Raw genomic sequence first — 19851 nt, 5'->3', positions numbered from 1 at the left:
CACATTTTATAGTATATGTATCGAAGTTGTTCCTCCCTAATTTATAAGACATTCCCCAGTGTCTTGAACAACTTCCATCCCTAATTAAATTGACATAAATTGTCCCCTTCCTTTGGCCATCCTGCGTGATGGTCTTATTTTTTGTCTTTCTATCTTCTATTTAAAACTCCCTCTCTCTTTCACTCTATGTTCACATGGGCGTCACATCCACATTTTATAGTATATGTATCGAAGTTGTTCCTCCCTAATTTATAAGACATTCCCCAGTGTCTTGAACAACTTCCATCCCTAATTAAATTGACATAAATTGTCCCCTTCCCTAGGCCATCATATGTGATGGTCTATTTTGTTTTCTAAATAGTTTATTTAGCTTTTTCTGCTTACTTTCGTAAAAGCAATCTATATTTAAATAGATACTTTTTGTACTAAATATTCAGAAAATATTGTCAAAATAGGTAGTTTTTCGGTACAATTAATGTAGAAAGTAATTTCACAAAAATAAGGAGGGGGTTTTATTGAAACAAACAAAAGCAATCTTAATTGCATTATTTCTCGGTTTAGTTGTCGGACTCACTTTAAATTTAGCTGCACCATCCATTTTTGAACCATTAAATCAATATGTGTTCAATCCACTTGGTCAATTGTTTATTCGCCTCATTAAAATGCTAGTTGTCCCTGTTGTATTCATTTCTATCGTACTTGGAGCTGCTGGTCTTGGGGACCCGAAGCAACTTGGAAGAATTGGTTTAAAATCAATTTCATTTTTTCTTGTAACTACAGCCGTTGCCATCTCTATTGCAGTTACATTTGCACTGATTATACAACCAGGATCTGGCGGTAATTTTAAAACCGAAGGGCTTAAATATGAAGGTGCAAAAACCGAAACATCTTTCGTTGATACATTGCTAAATATCGTACCAGATAACCCAGCAAAAGCGATGGCTGATGGAAACATGTTACAAATTATTGCCTTTGCCGTATTAATTGGACTTGGTATAGCTATTTTAGGAAAACGTGTCCAAGGTATTCATTCATTACTTGAACAGGGCAACGAATTAATGATGTATCTCGTTAATCTCGTTATGAAATTAGCTCCAATCGGAACATTTGGGTTGCTTGCTTCATCCGTCGGTAAAATGGGTCTTGCAGGCGTCGCTGCGATGTTCAAGTATATGATTGTCGTTATGCTAGTACTTATTATTCATGGTGTCTTCGTATATGGTGGCTTATTAAAAGTATTAGCAAAAGAAAGCATTGTCCGTTTCTTTAAACATTTCGGACCAGTAATGGCGATTGGATTTAGTACATCTAGCTCTAATGCATCTCTTCCATTTGCAATGAAAACCGCACAAGAGAAGCTTGGTGTTCCAAAAGCAATCAGCTCTTTTGTACAACCACTAGGTGCAACAATTAATATGGATGGTACTGCCATTATGCAAGGTGTAGCAACTGTATTTATCGCTCAAGTATACGGCGTTGAACTTACTATTTCCCAACTAGCTGTAGTCGTATTAACTGCTGTACTAGCTAGTATCGGCACTGCTGGTGTACCAGGTGTTGGGCTTGTAATGCTGACGATGGTTTTAAATCAAGTAAATCTACCGGTAGAAGGTATTGCCTTAATTATCGGTATTGACCGCATTCTAGATATGTCAAGAACAGCTGTAAATATTTCTGGTGATGCAATTTGCGCAATGATTGTCGCAAAATCAGAAGAAAAATATAATACAGATCAATCTGCCGCATCTTAAATCAAAAAAGGAGTGAAATGATTCACTCCTTTTTTGATTTACTTCCCTTTTTCGAACGATATTCTTTTCCTTTATTATCGTTACCAGTTTCAAATTCTGCACTAAACTCTTGTTGAAATTGCCCTGATTTCGGTGAGCCTTGATTTCCGCTCCCTTTACTACCATTTCGATTTGTCATATTTCTGCCCCCTTCCTTTATTAGTAGTATGTTACATATTTTCTTTTTTATAATCTTTTACATGCGAAAAAAGACCTTCCTCATATAAGGAAAGTCTTCTTTTTCGGAGTGTAAGCGTTTTCTCACTTATAATGACTTAAATAAGTTTTTTAGAAATAGATATCATTATATTCATTTCTTCTTCTGAGAGCGTAGAAAATCTTTCTTGCAAATATTGTTTTTTTGCACCTTCCATTTTTGCAACTAAATCTTTTCCTTGTTCAGTAATCTCCAAATATACAACTCGGCGATCTGACGTAGAACGTGAACGAGTTACAAAACCTTTATTAATTAATTTTTCTGTAACAGCTGTAATATGACTATTCGACACATTTAACTCATTCGCCACACGTGATACCATTTCTTTATTCGTACGATTCAATATTCTAAGGACGATGAACTCATTCCACGGTATGTAACCACCAAATATTTTTCCAATATCATTACGCAACGTGCGGAACATAGCAAAAACATTTGTCGATAGTTCTTCCATTAATTGCTCTCGATTTTGAGACAACTTTGACAGCCCCTTTTATTTCATTTGATTAAATAAAAACCTTATTAATAATTTTACATGAAATCTTACTTTTTGTCACCTTATTTTCCCATAATTCGTAGTTTTTTAATAGATATTTCATGATAAAATGAAGTTAAATTTCCAAAAAAAGGAGTTGGGATAGTGGGTGAAGAAGACAAATTTTCGAATTTCAATCTAAAAGATAAAACTTTGATCATTGGTTTTGTTATTCTGTTCCTCATTGTAATTTTTGCATTTATATTTTTTGTATATGTAGGAATCTTTCATATTACTGGTGTAGAGTATAGGTCGCGCACTGCCTTACTTCTATTTTTTTTATTAATTACTTTCTTAGACGGTATTATATTTTTCATCTTCAGTTTCTTCAAGGCACTGCTATATCCAATGACACAAAACATGCCAAATTGGCTTTCTATTACTCTTTTCGCAATCATTGAAATTACACTAGATTGGTTCGTCATTCATACCGCTGACGATTGGATAGAGAGCGTACAACTGTCCAACATAGCTGAATTATGTGTCGTACTATTCCTTTTCCTATTAAATAAATTATTAAGTGACAAGAAAGAGTAAGAATACAAGCTTTTCTATATAAAAATTGGTACAATGAAAGCAAATCATACTAAAGAGGTGTTACTTATGAACTTACAACAATGGGCTGATAAAGGTATGTCCTTTGATACATATGTAAATGAAATGAAAGTAAATCAATACGAGTTACTTCACATTTACAATAATTTTTTAATTCCAAATGAATTACTTCCTGTATTAGAAGAACGTCAAAATGACGGCTGGCGTGTTATCGTATTAACAGCTGATTGGTGTGGCGATGCTCTTTTATGCGTACCTGTTATGAAACGAATTTCTGAAGTTGCAAATATTGATATGTCATTATTAATTCGCGATGAAAACTTAGAATTAATGGATCAATATTTAACAAACGGAACAGCACGTGCGATTCCAATCTTTATTTTCATTGATAAAGATGGAATCGAACAAGCCGTTTGGGGACCACGTGCTCCAAAAGTACAAGAGTTAGTAACTTCAATGCGCGCTACATTGCCTGAAAAAGAAGATCCAACATTCGAAGAGAAACAAAAAGAAATGTACGCTAATTTCCGTGCTACATTAGCTGATGACACTTCTCTTTGGGAACATGTAATGGAAAGCATGATGGAAAAAGTAGTAAAATAAAAAAAACTGCCGAACTCGGCAGTTTTTTTTATTACATAATGAAGAAATAGAATACCGCAGCTAAAATGAAACGGTAGTAAGCAAACGGTGTTAGTTTTACACGAGATAGTAATTTTAAGAATGAAACAATTGCAAGCATCGCAACAACGAATGCTGTAATAAATCCTGTTGCAAATAACGGTAGATCAGCCGCACTTAATATATCCCAACTTTTAATTAAATCTAAACCACTTGCAGCTACCATCATTGGTACTGCTAAAATGAATGTATATTCAGCTGCCGCTGTATGTGATACGCGAGCTAATAAACCACCACTTATTGTAGAACCAGAACGAGAAAATCCTGGCCAAAGTGCTAAACATTGGAACATTCCGATTGTAAATGCTTGCTTATATGTGATTTCATCTAATGTTCTTGCTGTACTTGGTTTCGAAAACTTCTCAGCAACAATCATTAAAATACCACCAGCCACTAAGCTAATGACAACTGGGCCTGGCCCAAATAAAACTTCTTTAATCGCACTATGGAATAATACGCCAAGTACGCCGGCAGGAATCATCCCGATAATAATATGTAATAAATTTAACGATGGTCCATCTGTTACTTTTCCTATACCTACTAAAGACCATAGACGCTTCCAAAATATAACTACAACTGCTAAAATCGATCCCAATTGAATAACAACTTCGAAAACTTTCGCTCTCTCATCGTCAAATCCAAGTAAATGACCTGTTAAAATCATATGCCCTGTTGATGAAACTGGTAAAAACTCTGTTAAACCTTCAACAGCACCCATGATTATTCCAATTAACCAATCAGCCACGAGTAGTGCCTCCTTAATAACAAATATGTAATTTTTCACACCTTATCATAATACCTTATCCCCTTTTAAAGTGCATCCTTTTTTTATTGATTGTACATATTGCATGCGCGTATTTCTTTTCTATTTTTTGATTAAATTGTATGATAGTTAGAGTTTGTTTTTTAGCGGAAAGGGGATTTTATGAAAGAAACTAATTCATTATCACAAAAATTAAAGCAATTTGTATTACTATTTTTCCCGATTTTCGTTACGCAAATGTCATTATTTGCAATGAGTTTTTTCGATACGACAATGTCAGGACATGCAAGCCCTATTGATTTAGCAGGTGTTGCTATCGGAACAAGTATATGGATTCCAGTTAGTACGGGATTAACAGGAATTTTGATGGCTACGACTCCAATTGTTGCACAACTCGTTGGATCTAAGAAAAAAGAGGATGTTCCTCACGTTGTCATACAGGCAGTATATTTAGCCATTTTCGCTAGCCTCGTTGTTATCCTTATCGGTTTCTTTACTGTTACACCTATTTTAAATGGCATGCAATTAGAAGGACCTGTAGAACGTATTGCAGCACAATTTTTAAGTATTATCGCAATTGGAATTATCCCTTTATTTACTTACACAGTTTTACGCGGATTTATTGATGCATTAGGAAAAACTCGTACAACGATGATCATTACATTACTATCATTACCAATTAATGTAGTATTAAATTATGTATTAATTTTCGGTAACTTCGGTTTTCCAAAACTCGGTGGTGTCGGAGCAGCAATTGCTTCTGCAGCAACCTATTGGTGCATTTTAATTATTACCGTTATGATTATTCGTACGAAAGAGCCTTTTGCATCTTTCCATATCTTTAAACAATTATATCGCCCTTCTCTTTCGAGTTGGAAAGAATTCTTAAAACTTGGCGTCCCTATCGGATTTGCTATCTTTTTTGAAACGAGTATTTTCGCTGCGGTAACACTTATGATGAGTAATTTTAGTACGACAACAATCGCAGCTCATCAAGCGGCTATGAACTTCGCTTCCTTGCTATATATGACTCCTTTAAGTTTAGCAATGGCCATGACCATCTCTGTTGGATTTGAAGTTGGAGCGAAACGATATAATAACGCAAAACAATATGGATTTATCGGGATTGGCTTAGCACTTGCATTCGCCCTATTATATTCCATTCTTCTTTACTTCTTTGATGATGAAATTGCTTCGATTTATACGACAGATATACAAGTTCATCATTTAGCAAAAGAATTCCTTATATTTGCGATTTTATTTCAAATTTCAGATGCAATTGCAACTCCTGTACAAGGGGCACTACGTGGTTATAAAGATGTAAATGTCGCCTTAATTATGACATTGATCGCCTATTGGGTAATTGGTCTCCCTCTCGGTTACATATTAGCAACCTATACTGATTGGGCAGCAAAAGGATATTGGATCGGTCTTATTATCGGTCTAGCATTTGGAGCAACCTTCCTCCTTATCCGTCTCTTTCAAGTTCAGAGAAAATATACAACGCAAAACAGCCGCTCATAATATAGCGGTTGTTTTCTTTATGCATATTTTTTCTTGTAACGTATAACATAATGAAAAAGAAAGGTGGATACATATGGACGAAAAAGAAAAAAAGCAATCATTCGACGAAGAATTCGCCCCTGAAATTTCACCTGGATATCGGCAAGATGTACATAAACAACCTAAATATAAAAACACTTCGTTTTTAATGGGTATTACCATTTTTGCTGCTGTATTGCTTGTGCTTATCATTTTCGTTTATTTTTGATGGAAGGTGATTTATTATATGAAGAAACAAGATTCCAATCGTTCAAAAAGAACTGTAAAAACAGAAAAAGGGTATGCAGGTGATTCTGTTCTTACTCAAAAACAAGTTGAGCAAGGAAATTTATATATTGCTCAAAAAGAAATTGGTCAACAAAATGAAAACCTTTAAAATCCCTCAAAGAACTGGGGGATTTTTTTATCCCGCTATTTATGGTACTGATTTATGTTTCACTTTATTGTACGTACTGTTTTTGTTCTAACACCTTTAATGCATGATTAACCTTTACAATTTTCATTTCATAATTCAATTTCATTTCGCTTCTCTTACCATTTTCAGTACCCGCCACGTACGCTACAGTTTGATAGAGAAAACTTTTAGCCGTTACTTCACGTATCTCTCCGTTTATAAATTTATACTCTAAATCCTGAAAACGATTTGGATAATAGTTTTTCATTAATTGTTCATACCCACTATTTAAAAATAGTTCTTCACCTTTTCGTTTTACATCTTCTTTATTATGAAATCCAAACACTGATAGTTGCTCGGTCACAAAATGTTCTCCTACCTTTTTCATTTCATTATGAGTTAAAGTTTCTATACTTTTGTTCTTTAATTCCTTATTTAATCCGTACTGATCAATTGGTTTATAGCTAGCAAAAACTTCTTCTTTATATGACCAAAACAGTCCAAAAACGATACATAGAGAAATGATTACTATTCTTTTCTTCGTAATTCTCCCGCCCTTCTTCATAATGATAGTTATATTTTAACATATAGAAAGAAAATTCTGATATCATAAAGTAGAATAACTTAAATTAGAAACGAGGAACAAGTATGGACTCTTACAAACAATATATAAAAGAAGCTTTGCCTAATCTTTCTATACACTCATATAAACAAAATGAAGAAGGATGGGATAATGTAGCGGTTATAGTAAATGATGAACTACTGTTTCGTTTCCCGCGAAAACAGGAATATGCACTGCGAATTCCGTTAGAAAAAGAACTGTGCACAATTCTCACTCACTCACTACAAGAAATCGAAGTTCCACAATATCACCTAATTTATAAAAATGAATCTGATGAGGTTCCTCTTTGTAGTTACTATACTCTCATTCATGGTGAACCATTAAAAACAGAAATAGTTGCGAACTTAGATGAAAAAGAACGAAAAATAATTATTACACAATTAGCTACTTTCCTTGCGGCTCTACATAGCATTCCTCTAAAAAGTGTTACAGCGTTAGGGTTCCCTACCGAAAAAACACTTACCTACTGGAAAGAGCTACAAACTAAATTAAATGAGTATGTTACTAACAGTCTAACTTCGTTCCAGAAATCAACCTTAAACCGTTTATTCGAGAATTTTTTTGCCTGTATAGCTACATCGGTATTTCCAAATGCAATCATTCACGCTGACTTTACACATCATCACATTTTATTTGATAACCAAAATAAAACCATTTCAGGAATCATTGATTTTGGTGATGCTCAAATTGGAGATCCTGCCTTTGACTTTGCTGGGCTATATGATGATTTCGGACATGAATTTACTACATCAGTATATGAACAATACTGTACACTTACTTCACACCATGATCCATTACTCATTCACCGTATCACAAATTTTTATCAATACAGTCCTTTACTACATAATATAATTTATAACTTTGAAACAAAGAATGAACTTGAGTTTTTAGCTGGTATAGAACAACTGAAAGTAATACTGCAGGGATGAGATTACATTCTCTCCCTATATTCCCTCTCCTCATACATCATTAACTTTTTATCCATTTCCACAATGACTTGATACAGTTGAAATGCTTGTAAAATTTGCAGTTGAATTCCAAAAGGAGCATTCTGTTCTTTTAACCATTGAAATACTTTCGTTTCATCTTTCATTGATTATTCCTCCCTTTATTAAAATCTGCTACAAATATACGGTAAATGATGAAAAGCTTTTCATGTCAACAACAAAAAAGGATGCAAATTTGCATCCTTTAATGTACGATATTTTTCTTCTGCTCCGCTTCTTTCTTTACTTCTTCCCCTTGGCATTCACTACGAAATGCACAACTTATACACTCAGAACGAAAATGACGCTCTGTATAATGCTCAGGTTGCTGCAACATTTCTTTCATTCTAGATAAATGAGCCATTCCAGTTATAATATCTTCCTGTTTCGGAATGTACTCATACTTAGTTCCTTCTATTAAATTAATAACTTCAATTTTTCCGGGAAGAATGCCGAAAGCTTTATAACTAAACACTATCATTAACTTTTGACAAAGAGCAAGCATTTCCTCATCTGCATCGACAACATACTTTTTAATTACAAACGACTCAGTACTCCACTCACCAACTTCTAATGTCAATGACATGTGGACACCTAACTCTTCCATATATGTTTGAAATTTTTCATATAAAAATAACGGCGGTGTTTGACTATCATCTCTTTCAACAAACTGTAATAAATGATCCGTTAGCTTCGCTAACACAATATAATACTCCGTCTTTGAAGCAAACATATTAATCCTTACTTTTTTCCAATACTTTTCTATTAATAGTAAAAGTACGATTTTCGTTTGTTGGCCCGCAGGTAGTGTGTAATATTCGTTAATAATTCGATTCACAATCATTTGTGCGATTTGTTGCCATTCAAACGAAGAAGGTTCTCTTCTTTTTATATGACGGAAATAAAATTTATGCGGACAACGCATAAAATCATACAAATGATAATCTGTCATCGTTTTGATTGCGATTTTCTCATGCACTTGCTCTTCCTCTCCGATACGATAAACTTAACTAAATCTATACAATTCAATCAAATTTACACAAGTTAGTGCTTCATCGTGTTCTCGCAGCCCCAAAGGGACGAGGGGTATAACACTCCACACGAGGCAGTATCGTTACCTCCTATTATCAAGCATTTATTGTACCCATCTTGATAAATTTATCGACGCATTTACATCCCTATCATGATGGCTATTACATGAAGCACAACACCACTCACGTATTTTTAAACTCCACTGTCCTTCTGGTTGAACTGAATGGTCGTATTTTACGCCGCAACATGAGCAAATCTTGCTTGAGGCGAACCATTTATCAGCTTTTACATACGCAATGCCATATTTCTCGCACTTGTATGATAAACATTGAAAGAAGAAGTTTAATTTTTGAAATAAAAATGCTTTCGATAGTTTTTTGTTTTTTAACAGGTTTGAGATAGGTAAGTCTTCCACAACAATCCTCATTGGTTTGGCTTTCACCAATGTAGCTGTTGCTTGATGGATATGGTTATTTCGGATATTCGTAATTTTCCTAGATAACCGCAGGTGCTCAGCTTTCGCTTTTTCATATCCGGCAGATTGAATTTTTACACCTTTTTTAAATCTCCTAGACATATCTCTTTGTGCTGACTTTTTCCTTTTCAAAAGTTTTTTAACCTTGGCATCTTTGTTTATATTTCGTTCTTTCATACCATTAGAAGCTACAAAAAGTTCTTTTAAACCAACATCCACACCAATCGACTCATTCGTTAGTTCTTGTAATTCAAAGTCTTCTTGGAATCCTACACTAATCCACCAGTGACGACCATCAAAGGTAACTCTTGGATTGGATGGTTCTTTATTTCTTGGTAGTTGTTGGCTTGTTTTCACTTCTCCAATAGACTGAATATGAACTACTCTCTTTCCTATAATCAGTCTTTCATAATTGGCATAAAATCCTTGAATCAAATCTTTTTTGGATTTATAAGAAGTGTGATACCCATTTTTGTACTTTTTGAACGAATTTTTTCTCGCCGTATCAAAATCTTTTGAAGCCTGTTTAGGAACTTGTGCATTAATGTCTTTTAACCACTCATATCTCTTTCGCTTCTTGATCTTTGTAAATCGTTTCTGTAAAGCTAACTGTGAAACAGATTTTCCAAATAGCTTATAGTATCTATCACTCATTCTTTTACAATAGTTATAAGCAAATCTCGCAGCACCAGCATGGTTTCTAAGCACTTTTTCTTGTTCAGGCGTTGGAATCAGTCTAACTTTCTTCGCTAATATCATCAGAATGTAACTCCTTTAATGAAAGATTTGTTCTTCTGAATCGTAGCGTGTTCCACCAGCATTCTCCTTAGACTACTCGGATGCAAACCTGTTAATTTCGATACTTGACTAATTCGTGAAAATTTCATTATTATTCTCACCTCATTGAGCTAAACATAGCACGTATGTTCGATAAATTCAATGAGGTTTGATAGATTTAATTAAATGTATCTCGTTCAACTAAGGGCGCAATTCCTTAGCCAGTTCTCTTATGAACTTCTCCTGTTTTCACATGAGCGCAGACTATATGTTTATCTCTTTAGAGATAGAGGATTTTTCCACCACCATAGGCTTGTGGTGTACTCTCGTCAGTTATACGAGATAGTCGTTGAACGTTCATCTTATCACTTTTGACTTAGATGATTCGAGGCGGAAGACCCATTGTTCTAGTGTTTAGGATTTAACCTTGCACGATCTGATTGATTTTTTCTGCTTTCGCGACATTCACGCTCACCATTTCTAGCCACGTTGTAGTTCAATCAGCTTTAGGGATTGCCCGCAGTTAACCCTCACTACTAGCCAATCACTTGACTAGCAGGGCTTACTGATATATTTAATTCACCTTAGTTATAATTGGTTAAATAAATCGTAACAGTTAGTTACCCTTCTGCCATTAAGAAAGGTGTTTTACAAATTCAGCTCCAAACTGTAAACATTTTTCTACATCTTCATCTTCTGGCGTTAATTCTACTTTTAGTCCTTCTAACACAACTGCTGCCCCGCGCTCTTGTAGCTTTTCTATTAAAATGTCAACTGCCACTCCGTATTTCGGATAAGCCGAATCACACGATCCGAATACTGCTGCTTTTTTCCCAGTTAAATCAATAGAATCCATTGCATCATAAAAATCTAAGAAATCATCAGGAAGATCACCATCTCCCCAAGTGTATGCACCTAAAATAATTCCATCATACTGTTCTAATATAGAAGCTTCTGGTGAATCCATAATATCAATAACTTCAATTTCATTTTCTGTTTCACGAATTACGCCGGCAATATGGTCAGCCATTTCCTCTGTATTTCCACTCATACTTGCAAAAATCATTACTAACTTACTCAACTGAACCTCTCCCTTTACTTTGTATCTCTTTTTCTGTTTGAATGCTCTTCTTCTCATCTACATATTCAGACCGAATTACATTTCTTTGCCATTCCATATGCTGATCAACATCTTTATTTTTATCTTTTAATCCCCTCCGCAGAAGGTGAAAATTTTTTCTCATTAACATGTCGCATCCATCCTATTGATAATAATTATCAATTTCAACTATTTTTAGATTAATTGATATTGATTATCACTGTCAACAACTTTTTTTTTAAAAATGATTAAAATGTACAAGCTTGTCCGTTAGCTATTCATATACTATAAATGAGCATAGTTCTTTCTCAGCCCTCTCTGACGGAAAGAAATAAAAGCAACTGCAATAGAGTGCAGTTGCCTTTTTTTGTTTTTCTATGATTTTAGTAATCTTATAGTCGTCTCTAAAAATAGCTCCACTCCACAAATTAATGCTGATTCATCCAAGTCAAATTTCGGATGATGATGTGGATAACAAGTATATATATTTTCATTACCTGTTCCTAATTTAATGAAACAACCAGGTGCTTTTCTTAAATATGCTGAAAAATCTTCTCCACCCATAGAAGGTTCAAGCTTCACAACACGCTCATTCCCAAACAAATGTAGTGCACTTTCTTCTACTATTTTCGTAATATATTCATCATTAATAACGGGATCATATCCATATCGATACGTATATGTATACGATCCTCCATGTGCTTCTGTAATTCCTTTCACAATTTTCTCGATTTTCCCTTCTGCTTCCACCCTCAATGCTTGATTAAATGAACGAACAGTTCCCATTAAAGTTGCTGTACTAGGAATAATATTGTCAGCCGTTCCCCCATGAAATTGTGTAACTGAAACAACCCTTTGCATAAAAGCACTTGTATTTCTTGATACGATATGTTGTAGATTTGTAATAATCTGTGCTCCGATAGCAATAGGATCTATCGTTTCTTCTGGTCGCGCCGCGTGTCCTCCTTTGCCTTGAATCTCAACTGTAAATACGTCTGGTGCAGCCATCATCGGCCCATACGCAATGCCTATCTTCCCGCTCTCAAGTCCTGACATAACATGTAAACCTATTACATAATCAACACCATCCATTACGCCTGCTTCAACCATTTCTTGTCCCCCGCCAGGATACACCTCTTCTGCATGCTGAAAGAATAAACGAATCTCACCTGAAAAATTTCCCTTTATATTTGCTAGCACTTCTGCTGTACCCAACAAAATAGCCGCGTGAGCATCATGCCCACATGCATGCATTACACCTTTATTCACAGACGTATAAGGTTTACTTGTCTCCTCTTGAATTGGCAAAGCATCTATATCAGCTCGAATCGCAATTACTTTCCCTTGCTTCACACCTCTTTTAATTGCTAGTACACTATACTTCGTCGGTCTCGTTACTTCAAAAGAAGAAAATGAGCATAATGTATCATATATAAATTGCGAAGTTTCTTTTTCATGAAATGATAATTCCGGATACTTATGGAAGTGCCTTCTCCATTTCACGATATTTTCTTCCGAAATTAGATTCTTCCACACTCTATTCATGATAATTTCCTCCTTTTCAAAATAACTAGAAATTTAAAAGTTTACTCCATCTTGAATGATTAATAAAAACAAATACTGTATTTTTTACGTATTCTTATAGTCCACTTTTATGTATTCACACAATCTCCTTTCTATTTACATGTCAAACCCATTACAAATTCATGCTGAATGTAATATAATTGCTAAGTTAGGGATTTTCTTTTTTAGTATTTAGTGCTAATATCAAAAAAGAGCCTTTTGACTTATTTTTACCTAAAATGTGGGATTTTGTTTTTTTCACAATAATGTAGGACATGATACCTACAAAGAGCTATTATTTCATTAAGAGAGGGAAAGACATGGAAAGATTAAAAGAGATATGGTCTCGACCACTCACACAATGGGTTGCAAAGACGGTTTATTACCTTGCAATTTTATTTGCATTACTTTGGTTGTATGGATTCCATGATACAAACACAAGTACATTTATTTACAATGAATTCTAGGGTGGGAACGTTATGAAGTTATTAGAACAAATTGAAAAGTGGGCTGCAGAAACGCCTGATCAAACCGCTTTTGTTTGGCGAGATGCGAAAATTACGTACAAACAATTAAAGGAAGATTCTGATGCGTTAGCACATTGGATTTCTTCTGAGTATCCAGACGATCGTTCACCAATTATGGTGTATGGCCATATGCAACCTGAAATGATTATTAACTTTTTAGGATGTGTAAAAGCTGGACATGCTTACATCCCTGTAGATTTATCTATCCCAGCTGATCGTGTACAACGTATTGCTGAAAATTCTGGTACGAAATTACTTTTATCGGCAACAGCAGTAACTGTAACTGATTTACCAGTTCGCATCGTAAGTGAAGACAACTTAAAAGATATTTTCTTTACTCATAAAGGGAACACTCCAAATCCTGAACATGCGGTAAAAGGTGATGAGAACTTCTACATTATTTACACATCAGGAAGCACAGGTAATCCGAAAGGGGTTCAGATTACTTATAACTGCCTTGTTAGCTTTACAAAATGGGCTGTAGAAGATTTCAACTTACAAACGGGGCAAGTATTCTTAAACCAAGCACCTTTCTCATTCGATTTATCTGTCATGGATATTTACCCATCATTAGTAACAGGTGGGACACTTTGGGCAATCGATAAAGATATGATTGCACGTCCAAAAGACTTGTTTGCTTCTTTAGAGCAATCGGATATACAAGTATGGACTTCCACACCATCTTTCGCAGAGATGTGTTTAATGGAAGCATCTTTCTCTGAGAGTATGCTACCAAACATGAAAACATTCTTATTCTGCGGTGAAGTGTTACCAAATGAAGTAGCTAGAAAATTAATTGAGCGTTTCCCAAAAGCAACAATTATGAATACGTACGGTCCAACTGAAGCTACTGTCGCTGTAACAGGTATTCACGTTACAGAAGAAGTGCTTGATCAATACAAATCACTTCCAGTTGGCTACTGTAAATCAGACTGCCGCCTTCTTATTATGAAAGAAGATGGTACGATTGCGCCTGATGGTGAAAAAGGTGAAATCGTAATTGTTGGTCCAAGCGTAAGCGTTGGATATTTAGGAAGCCCTGAATTAACAGAAAAAGCATTTACTATGATTGACGGTGAGCGCGCCTATAAAACAGGCGATGCTGGCTATGTTGAAAATGGTCTTCTATTCTATAATGGTCGTCTTGATTTCCAAATTAAGCTGCATGGTTATCGAATGGAATTAGAAGAAATTGAGCATCACCTTCGTGCTTGTTCTTACGTAGAAGGAGCAGTTATCGTTCCAATTAAAAAAGGTGAGAAATACGATTATTTATTAGCGGTTGTTGTTCCTGGAGAACATTCATTTGAAAAAGAATTCAAATTAACATCTGCAATCAAAAAAGAACTCAATGAGCGATTACCAAACTACATGATTCCACGTAAATTCATGTATCAATCTTCTATTCCAATGACACCAAATGGAAAGGTAGATCGCAAAAAATTATTGAGTGAGGTTACAGCATGACCGCATATGGATCATTTTATTTTTTCGCTATAGTGGGCATTTTATTAATACCTACTATCATAGCTGGATTAAAAGGTAAAATGTTGCGTAAATATAATGCCGTTTTAACACTAGTCATGCTTGCTATTATCTTCTCGGATAAACCGAAGCAAGCAATTATGTTAGCCGCATTTATTATTTGGCAATATGCCTTAATTAAAGGCTATTTATTATTAAGAAAACAAAAGAATAGTACACTCACTTTTTGTGTAGCTGTTATTTTATCGATTTTGCCACTTATTTTGGCAAAAATCGCACCGTTTGCACCTGATCTAAAGTTTATTGTATTTCTAGGAATGTCCTATGTAACATTTAGAGCAGTACAAATGGTATTTGAGGTTCGTGATGGCTTAATTAAAGAACTATCCTTCTTTAATTTTTGGGAATTCGTTTTATTCTTCCCAGCTATTTCAACGGGACCTATCGATCGTTACCGTAGATTCCAAAAAGATATTCAAAAGCCACCTAGCGCTGAGGAGTATCAAAACTTATTATATACAGGATTAAACCGTATTTTCCAAGGTTTCTTGTATAAATTTATTATCGCTTACTTAATAAAACAATATTTTATGGATCCCGCATTTGCACAGCAAGATACAATTCTATCTAATATGATTTACATGTATAGCTATAGCTTATATTTATTCTTCGACTTTGCTGGTTATAGCTCATTTGTAATTGGTGTAAGTTATATGATGGGAATTAAGACGCCAGAAAACTTTAATAAGCCATTCATTAGCCGTAATATTAAAGACTTCTGGAACCGCTGGCACATGAGTTTATCATTCTGGTTCCGTGATTTTATTTACATGCGTTTCGTCTTTTTTGCAACGAAGAAAAAGTTAATTAAGAACCGTTACACAATTTCGTATATCGGTGCATTTTTAAACTTTTTCATCATGGGAATTTGGCATATTACTGGTGAGCATGTGTATCAATACATTATTTATGGTCTCTATCATGCCGCACTGTTCATTTTATTCGATATTTTCGAACGAAAAAACAAGAAGCATAAGTTTTGGCCAAACAATAAATTTACACACGTCCTTGCGATCGTAATTACGTTCCACGTTGTATGTTTCGGTTTCCTTATTTTCTCTGGACACCTTAACAGATACTTTTAATGCACTCTTCTTATAACTAATAAGAAGTTGCACATATAATATATTTCGGATATAAAGGAGATTTTAAAAATGGCAGAATTCAAAGAGCAAGTATTAGATATTTTAGAAGAAGTATGTGAAAACGATATTGTGAAAGAAAACTTAGATGTTCAATTATTTGAAGAAGGTATTCTTGATTCTTTCGCTGTAGTATCTTTATTAGTTGAATTCCAAGAGCGTTTAGATATTGAAGTTTCTATTTCTGATTTTGACCGTGACGAGTGGGCTACTCCAAACATGGTTATTAAGAAGTTGGAAGAAATCCGATGAACAAAGCAAAATTTGGTCCGATGCTTTTAGCATTGGCCCTTTTTGCTGTATTCTTACTTATTCCAACGCGCTTCCTACTTCCACTTTTAAGTGATGAAAAAGTAGAACAAGCTGCAACTTCTTTAAAAGAAGAAAAGATTCAAAGTATGATTTTACAGCAAAAGATGTTAGCAGACTCGAAATACCTTCCGATGTATGGATCATCAGAATTCGCACGTATGGATGCTTACCATCCATCAAACTATTTCAAAGTAAAGCCTGAAGGCTTCACACCATTCCTACTTGGACGCGGTGGAACACAAGATCTTGTACATGTATTAAACTTTGCATCTACAATGGATCAATTGAAGGATAAGAAAATGGTATTCGTTCTTTCTCCGCAATGGTTTGTGCCACAAGGTATTGATGAAACACACTTTGCACCTAACTTTTCAAAACAACAAGGTTACCACTTCATTTTCAACGATGATGTAAAACCTGAAATGAAAAAGCAAATTGCAAAACGTTTATTAAACTTTGAGATTGTTAAGAAAGAAACTTTACTTAAAATTTCGCTTGAAGGTATCGTTTACGATGATACAAAGCATAAAGTAAAAGCACTTGCTGCTAAACCTTTCGCTTATATTTATCGAAACATTTTAGATCGCAAAGATTTATTTACAGCAATGTTTGATATTAAACCGCATAAAGAAAAACTTGACCCTTCATTAAAACAAATGAACTGGGATGAAGCTCGTAAACATGCAGATCAAACAGGTGCAGCGGAATCTGGATCTAACGAATATGGTATCGAAGATGGTTACTTCAACAGCAAAATCAAGAAGAAATTAAAACAACGTGAAGGCTACTTAAAAAATGATGCTTATGATCAATCGCCAGAATATGAAGATTTACAAATTGCACTTGATTTATTAAAACAATCTGGTGCAAAACCACTCTTCATTTCTGTTCCTGTAAAAGGTCCTTGGTACGATTACGCTGGCTTCCCGAAAGAACGCCGAGAATTGTACTATAAGAAAGTTCATGAGCAAATTGAGAAAGCTGGCTATCCAATTGCCGACTTCTCAAATCATGAGTATGATAAGTACTTCTTAAAAGATCACATGCACTTAGGTTGGAAAGGCTGGGTTTATATCGATGAAGCCATCCAACAATTTTATAAAGCAAACTAAAGAAAAGACCGCTTGAATTATTCAAGTGGTCTTTTTCTATATACATTTTGCAATTGTTCGATTACGTTATCTGCTTCTTTCATCACTCGCTCCACTACATGCTGAGCTGATTCCATTCGTGCTAATGATGACGCTTGTCCTGCCCAAAGCGACATATATTCTCCTTTATTACGTTTTGCTGCTTCTTGGCGTATTTTAGAGGTTAATACATTTTGCACTGGATACATCGGAAGCCCTTCTTCTTTCCCTTCATGCTTCTCTATAAATTCATTACGAATACCCCGTGCATATTTCCCGGAAAACGCACGAGTCACAGTTGTACTCGTATCTGTACTACGTAAAACCGCTTGTTTATATACATCATGCGTAATACTTTCTTCACTCGTTAAAAAGGCTGATCCCATTTGAACAGCTTCTGCCCCCAGTGTAAATGCCGCAACAAGCCCTTGTCCGTTCATTACACCACCTGCTGCAACAATCGGGATATGAGGGACAGCTGCTACTAACTGCGGAATTAATGCGAACGTCCCAATCATAGCGTCCTGTTCTTTCCCGATAAACGTTCCTCTATGCCCCCCCGCCTCGCTACCTTGACCGACAATAATGTCTACTCCTAATTCAGCAAGTACTTTCGCCTCTGCCACATGAGTAGCTGTTCCGATGACTTTAATTCCTCTTCTTTTCAATTCATCTATTTCTTCTTTTTCTAACGTTTGAAATGCAAAGCTAACGACTGGCACGTTTTCTTCTACTAACACTTGTAATTGTTCTTTATAACTTTTTGGAAGCTTTAACTGCTCTTCTTCCTCTATACCGAATTCTCTATTCACTCCGCTAAGTAATCCCTTGGCCAAATTTATCTTCTCTTCTTCTATTTGTATCTCTTTCGTTAGCAGTAAATTCACACCGAAAGGCTTATCCGTTCGTTCCCTTATTTTATAAATTGCATCACGAATTTGTTCAGGGCTCATATAGCCTGCTCCAAGCGTTCCTAATCCTCCGCTATTACTTACAGCTGCAACAAGCTCAGGCGTCGTAATTGCACCTGCCATACCCGCTTGAATGATGGGATACTTAATTTGTAATGTATCTATAACTCGACTTGTAAACATCATTTCTCCTCCTATTCCCTTTATATCTTCTTTATTTGACAAACTTTCCCCTTCTTTTACAAGGATTGAACTTCCTATGAAGCGAATATATTGAAAGTGAAGGAGGCTGAAAACAATGATATATCCAAATGCATTACAACAAGGTGATACAGTAATGATTATTGCACCGTCCGGCCCACCAACAATTGAAAATGTATTAAAAGGGGTAAACGTACTACAAGAAATGGGTTTATCTGTAGTAATCGGGAAGAGTGTTTATGAGAAATACGGATATTTAGCTGGAAGGGATCAAGTCCGGCTCGATGATATACATGAAGCATTTTCAAATGATGAAGTAAAGGCCGTTTTCTGTGCACGAGGTGGTTACGGAAGTGCTCGTCTCCTCCCCCACATTCAATATGAAATCATTCGGCAAAACCCTAAAATCTTTTGGGGATATAGCGATATTACAGCTTTACATACTGCCTTTTCACGTTATGCAAAGCTTATTACTTTTCATGGCCCAATGGTTGAAGAATTAGGGAAAGATATAGATTCTCTTTCTTTATCTTCTTTCAACCAACTATTTCACCCATATTCAACTATCTTATCTGCTTCAGAATGTATCGTACCTAGCTCTTCCCGTACAGTTACAGGTCAGTTAGTTGGCGGCAATTTAGCGGTGTTAACGAGTATCATTGGCTCCTCCTACGAGATAAATACAGCCAATAAACTTTTATTGCTTGAAGACATTGGGGAAGAACCATATCGCATTGACCGCATGTTAAATCAGCTACTTTTATCTGGAAAGTTTAATGAATGTAGTGGTGTTATTTTTACAAGTTGTCATGACTGCACTCCTTCTAAACCATCTCAATCATTGCAAACAATACTATATGAATATTTCACTTCATATGCTATACCTGTCCTATTCGGTTTACCGATTGGACATATAAGCCCAAACATCGGAATCCCTCTTGGAGCTACAGCGACAATAAATACAAATAATAAAACACTCTCTATTTCTTCTGGCATAGCCACTCCGTGTTCAAATTAAAAAGGAAAAGCGA

General features: G+C 35.3%; 24 protein-coding genes. 13 read left to right on the top strand and 11 right to left on the bottom strand.

What is annotated here, in order from left to right; all coding sequences use genetic code 11:
* Positions 1 to 515 precede the first annotated feature (515 nt).
* Positions 516 to 1751: a dicarboxylate/amino acid:cation symporter gene (locus MR070_RS17670; protein WP_000814817.1), complete on the top strand. Its 1236-nt coding sequence runs from the start codon at positions 516 to 518 to the stop codon at positions 1749 to 1751.
* A gap of 22 nt (positions 1752 to 1773) precedes the next feature.
* Here MR070_RS17670 and MR070_RS17665 read toward each other — a convergent pair whose 3' ends face one another.
* Both MR070_RS17665 and MR070_RS17660 read right to left on the bottom strand, forming a co-directional pair.
* Positions 1774 to 1929: a hypothetical protein gene (locus tag MR070_RS17665; protein ID WP_000184931.1), complete on the bottom strand. Its 156-nt coding sequence runs from the start codon at positions 1927 to 1929 to the stop codon at positions 1774 to 1776.
* Positions 1930 to 2065: 136 nt separating this feature from the next.
* Positions 2066 to 2485, bottom strand: coding sequence for a MarR family winged helix-turn-helix transcriptional regulator (locus tag MR070_RS17660; protein WP_000081439.1), 420 nt, complete (start codon positions 2483 to 2485; stop codon positions 2066 to 2068).
* A gap of 162 nt (positions 2486 to 2647) precedes the next feature.
* On the opposite strand from MR070_RS17660, the gene MR070_RS17655 reads away from it, so the two are divergent.
* On the top strand, positions 2648 to 3079 hold the full coding sequence (locus MR070_RS17655; protein WP_000503435.1) for a YrvL family regulatory protein: 432 nt from the start codon (positions 2648 to 2650) through the stop codon (positions 3077 to 3079).
* Positions 3080 to 3112: 33 nt separating this feature from the next.
* Positions 3113 to 3700 (top strand): thioredoxin family protein, encoded by a 588-nt coding sequence (locus MR070_RS17650; protein ID WP_242261716.1) that lies wholly within the window; start codon positions 3113 to 3115, stop codon positions 3698 to 3700.
* Positions 3701 to 3731: 31 nt separating this feature from the next.
* Here the strand turns inward: MR070_RS17650 and uppP are convergent, their stop codons facing one another.
* Positions 3732 to 4523 carry a bacitracin resistance undecaprenyl-diphosphatase gene (gene uppP, locus MR070_RS17645; protein WP_000796249.1) on the bottom strand — a complete coding sequence of 264 codons (792 nt, stop codon included), beginning with the start codon at positions 4521 to 4523 and terminating at the stop codon, positions 3732 to 3734.
* Positions 4524 to 4703: 180 nt separating this feature from the next.
* Between uppP and MR070_RS17640 the strand changes: the two genes are divergently transcribed.
* From MR070_RS17640 to MR070_RS17630, 3 genes are all read left to right on the top strand, one after another.
* Positions 4704 to 6065 carry an MATE family efflux transporter gene (locus MR070_RS17640; RefSeq protein WP_000665401.1) on the top strand — a complete coding sequence of 454 codons (1362 nt, stop codon included), beginning with the start codon at positions 4704 to 4706 and terminating at the stop codon, positions 6063 to 6065.
* A gap of 73 nt (positions 6066 to 6138) precedes the next feature.
* Entirely contained in the window at positions 6139 to 6312 is a 174-nt protein-coding gene (locus MR070_RS17635; protein WP_000343560.1) for a hypothetical protein, read from the top strand.
* Between the two features lie 18 nt (positions 6313 to 6330).
* Positions 6331 to 6480, top strand: coding sequence for a hypothetical protein (locus tag MR070_RS17630; RefSeq protein WP_000743738.1), 150 nt, complete (start codon positions 6331 to 6333; stop codon positions 6478 to 6480).
* Between the two features lie 64 nt (positions 6481 to 6544).
* Here the strand turns inward: MR070_RS17630 and MR070_RS17625 are convergent, their stop codons facing one another.
* Positions 6545 to 7063 carry a hypothetical protein gene (locus MR070_RS17625; RefSeq protein ID WP_044792830.1) on the bottom strand — a complete coding sequence of 173 codons (519 nt, stop codon included), beginning with the start codon at positions 7061 to 7063 and terminating at the stop codon, positions 6545 to 6547.
* Positions 7064 to 7146: 83 nt separating this feature from the next.
* Here MR070_RS17625 and MR070_RS17620 point away from each other — a divergent pair, with 83 nt between their 5' ends.
* Positions 7147 to 8049, top strand: a complete 903-nt coding sequence (locus MR070_RS17620) for an aminoglycoside phosphotransferase family protein (protein ID WP_242261715.1) — start codon at positions 7147 to 7149, stop codon at positions 8047 to 8049.
* A gap of 2 nt (positions 8050 to 8051) precedes the next feature.
* Here MR070_RS17620 and MR070_RS17615 read toward each other — a convergent pair whose 3' ends face one another.
* The 6 genes from MR070_RS17615 to MR070_RS17590 form a co-directional block, all read right to left on the bottom strand.
* Positions 8052 to 8213 (bottom strand): hypothetical protein, encoded by a 162-nt coding sequence (locus MR070_RS17615; protein WP_016088745.1) that lies wholly within the window; start codon positions 8211 to 8213, stop codon positions 8052 to 8054.
* Positions 8214 to 8311: 98 nt separating this feature from the next.
* The gene (locus tag MR070_RS17610) at positions 8312 to 9085 is read right to left on the bottom strand and encodes a hypothetical protein (protein ID WP_242261714.1); all 774 of its coding nucleotides are present in this window, start codon (positions 9083 to 9085) and stop codon (positions 8312 to 8314) included.
* 156 nt (positions 9086 to 9241) lie between these two features.
* Positions 9242 to 10372 (bottom strand): RNA-guided endonuclease InsQ/TnpB family protein, encoded by a 1131-nt coding sequence (locus MR070_RS17605; protein WP_242261713.1) that lies wholly within the window; start codon positions 10370 to 10372, stop codon positions 9242 to 9244.
* Positions 10373 to 11024: 652 nt separating this feature from the next.
* A complete protein-coding gene (locus tag MR070_RS17600) occupies positions 11025 to 11471 on the bottom strand; it encodes a flavodoxin (protein WP_000041153.1) in 447 nt (148 codons plus the stop codon).
* Positions 11464 to 11640 carry a hypothetical protein gene (locus MR070_RS17595; protein ID WP_000929023.1) on the bottom strand — a complete coding sequence of 59 codons (177 nt, stop codon included), beginning with the start codon at positions 11638 to 11640 and terminating at the stop codon, positions 11464 to 11466. Before MR070_RS17595 ends, MR070_RS17600 begins: the two co-directional genes overlap by 8 nt.
* 224 nt (positions 11641 to 11864) lie before the next feature.
* Positions 11865 to 13034: an amidohydrolase gene (locus MR070_RS17590; protein ID WP_001082778.1), complete on the bottom strand. Its 1170-nt coding sequence runs from the start codon at positions 13032 to 13034 to the stop codon at positions 11865 to 11867.
* A 338-nt stretch (positions 13035 to 13372) separates the two neighbouring features.
* Here MR070_RS17590 and MR070_RS17585 point away from each other — a divergent pair, with 338 nt between their 5' ends.
* The 5 genes from MR070_RS17585 to dltD all read left to right on the top strand — a co-directional run bounded on the left by MR070_RS17585 (position 13373) and on the right by dltD (position 17690).
* Positions 13373 to 13519 carry a teichoic acid D-Ala incorporation-associated protein DltX gene (locus tag MR070_RS17585; protein ID WP_000440293.1) on the top strand — a complete coding sequence of 49 codons (147 nt, stop codon included), beginning with the start codon at positions 13373 to 13375 and terminating at the stop codon, positions 13517 to 13519.
* Positions 13520 to 13531: 12 nt separating this feature from the next.
* Positions 13532 to 15046, top strand: a complete 1515-nt coding sequence (gene dltA / locus MR070_RS17580; RefSeq protein ID WP_242261712.1) for a D-alanine--poly(phosphoribitol) ligase subunit DltA — start codon at positions 13532 to 13534, stop codon at positions 15044 to 15046.
* On the top strand, positions 15043 to 16209 hold the full coding sequence (gene dltB, locus MR070_RS17575) for a D-alanyl-lipoteichoic acid biosynthesis protein DltB (RefSeq protein WP_000127945.1): 1167 nt from the start codon (positions 15043 to 15045) through the stop codon (positions 16207 to 16209). The genes dltA and dltB overlap by 4 nt, the downstream gene beginning before the upstream one ends.
* A gap of 69 nt (positions 16210 to 16278) precedes the next feature.
* Entirely contained in the window at positions 16279 to 16518 is a 240-nt protein-coding gene (gene dltC / locus MR070_RS17570) for a D-alanine--poly(phosphoribitol) ligase subunit DltC (protein ID WP_000807310.1), read from the top strand.
* Complete coding sequence (gene dltD, locus MR070_RS17565) at positions 16515 to 17690, top strand: D-alanyl-lipoteichoic acid biosynthesis protein DltD (protein ID WP_001030282.1); 1176 nt, start codon at positions 16515 to 16517, stop codon at positions 17688 to 17690. Before dltC ends, dltD begins: the two co-directional genes overlap by 4 nt.
* A 17-nt stretch (positions 17691 to 17707) precedes the next feature.
* Here dltD and MR070_RS17560 read toward each other — a convergent pair whose 3' ends face one another.
* On the bottom strand, positions 17708 to 18802 hold the full coding sequence (locus MR070_RS17560; RefSeq protein ID WP_000495253.1) for an NAD(P)H-dependent flavin oxidoreductase: 1095 nt from the start codon (positions 18800 to 18802) through the stop codon (positions 17708 to 17710).
* A 115-nt stretch (positions 18803 to 18917) separates the two neighbouring features.
* Here MR070_RS17560 and MR070_RS17555 point away from each other — a divergent pair, with 115 nt between their 5' ends.
* Positions 18918 to 19838, top strand: coding sequence for a S66 peptidase family protein (locus tag MR070_RS17555; RefSeq protein WP_242261711.1), 921 nt, complete (start codon positions 18918 to 18920; stop codon positions 19836 to 19838).
* The last annotated feature ends 13 nt before the right edge of the window (positions 19839 to 19851 follow it).

The sequence above is a fragment of the Bacillus cereus group sp. BfR-BA-01453 genome, from assembly GCF_022662915.1.
Lineage (GTDB): Bacteria > Bacillota > Bacilli > Bacillales > Bacillaceae_G > Bacillus_A > Bacillus_A paranthracis.
Note: the sequence above shows the minus strand (reverse complement) of the source record. Positions and strands in the feature narration are given on the sequence as shown.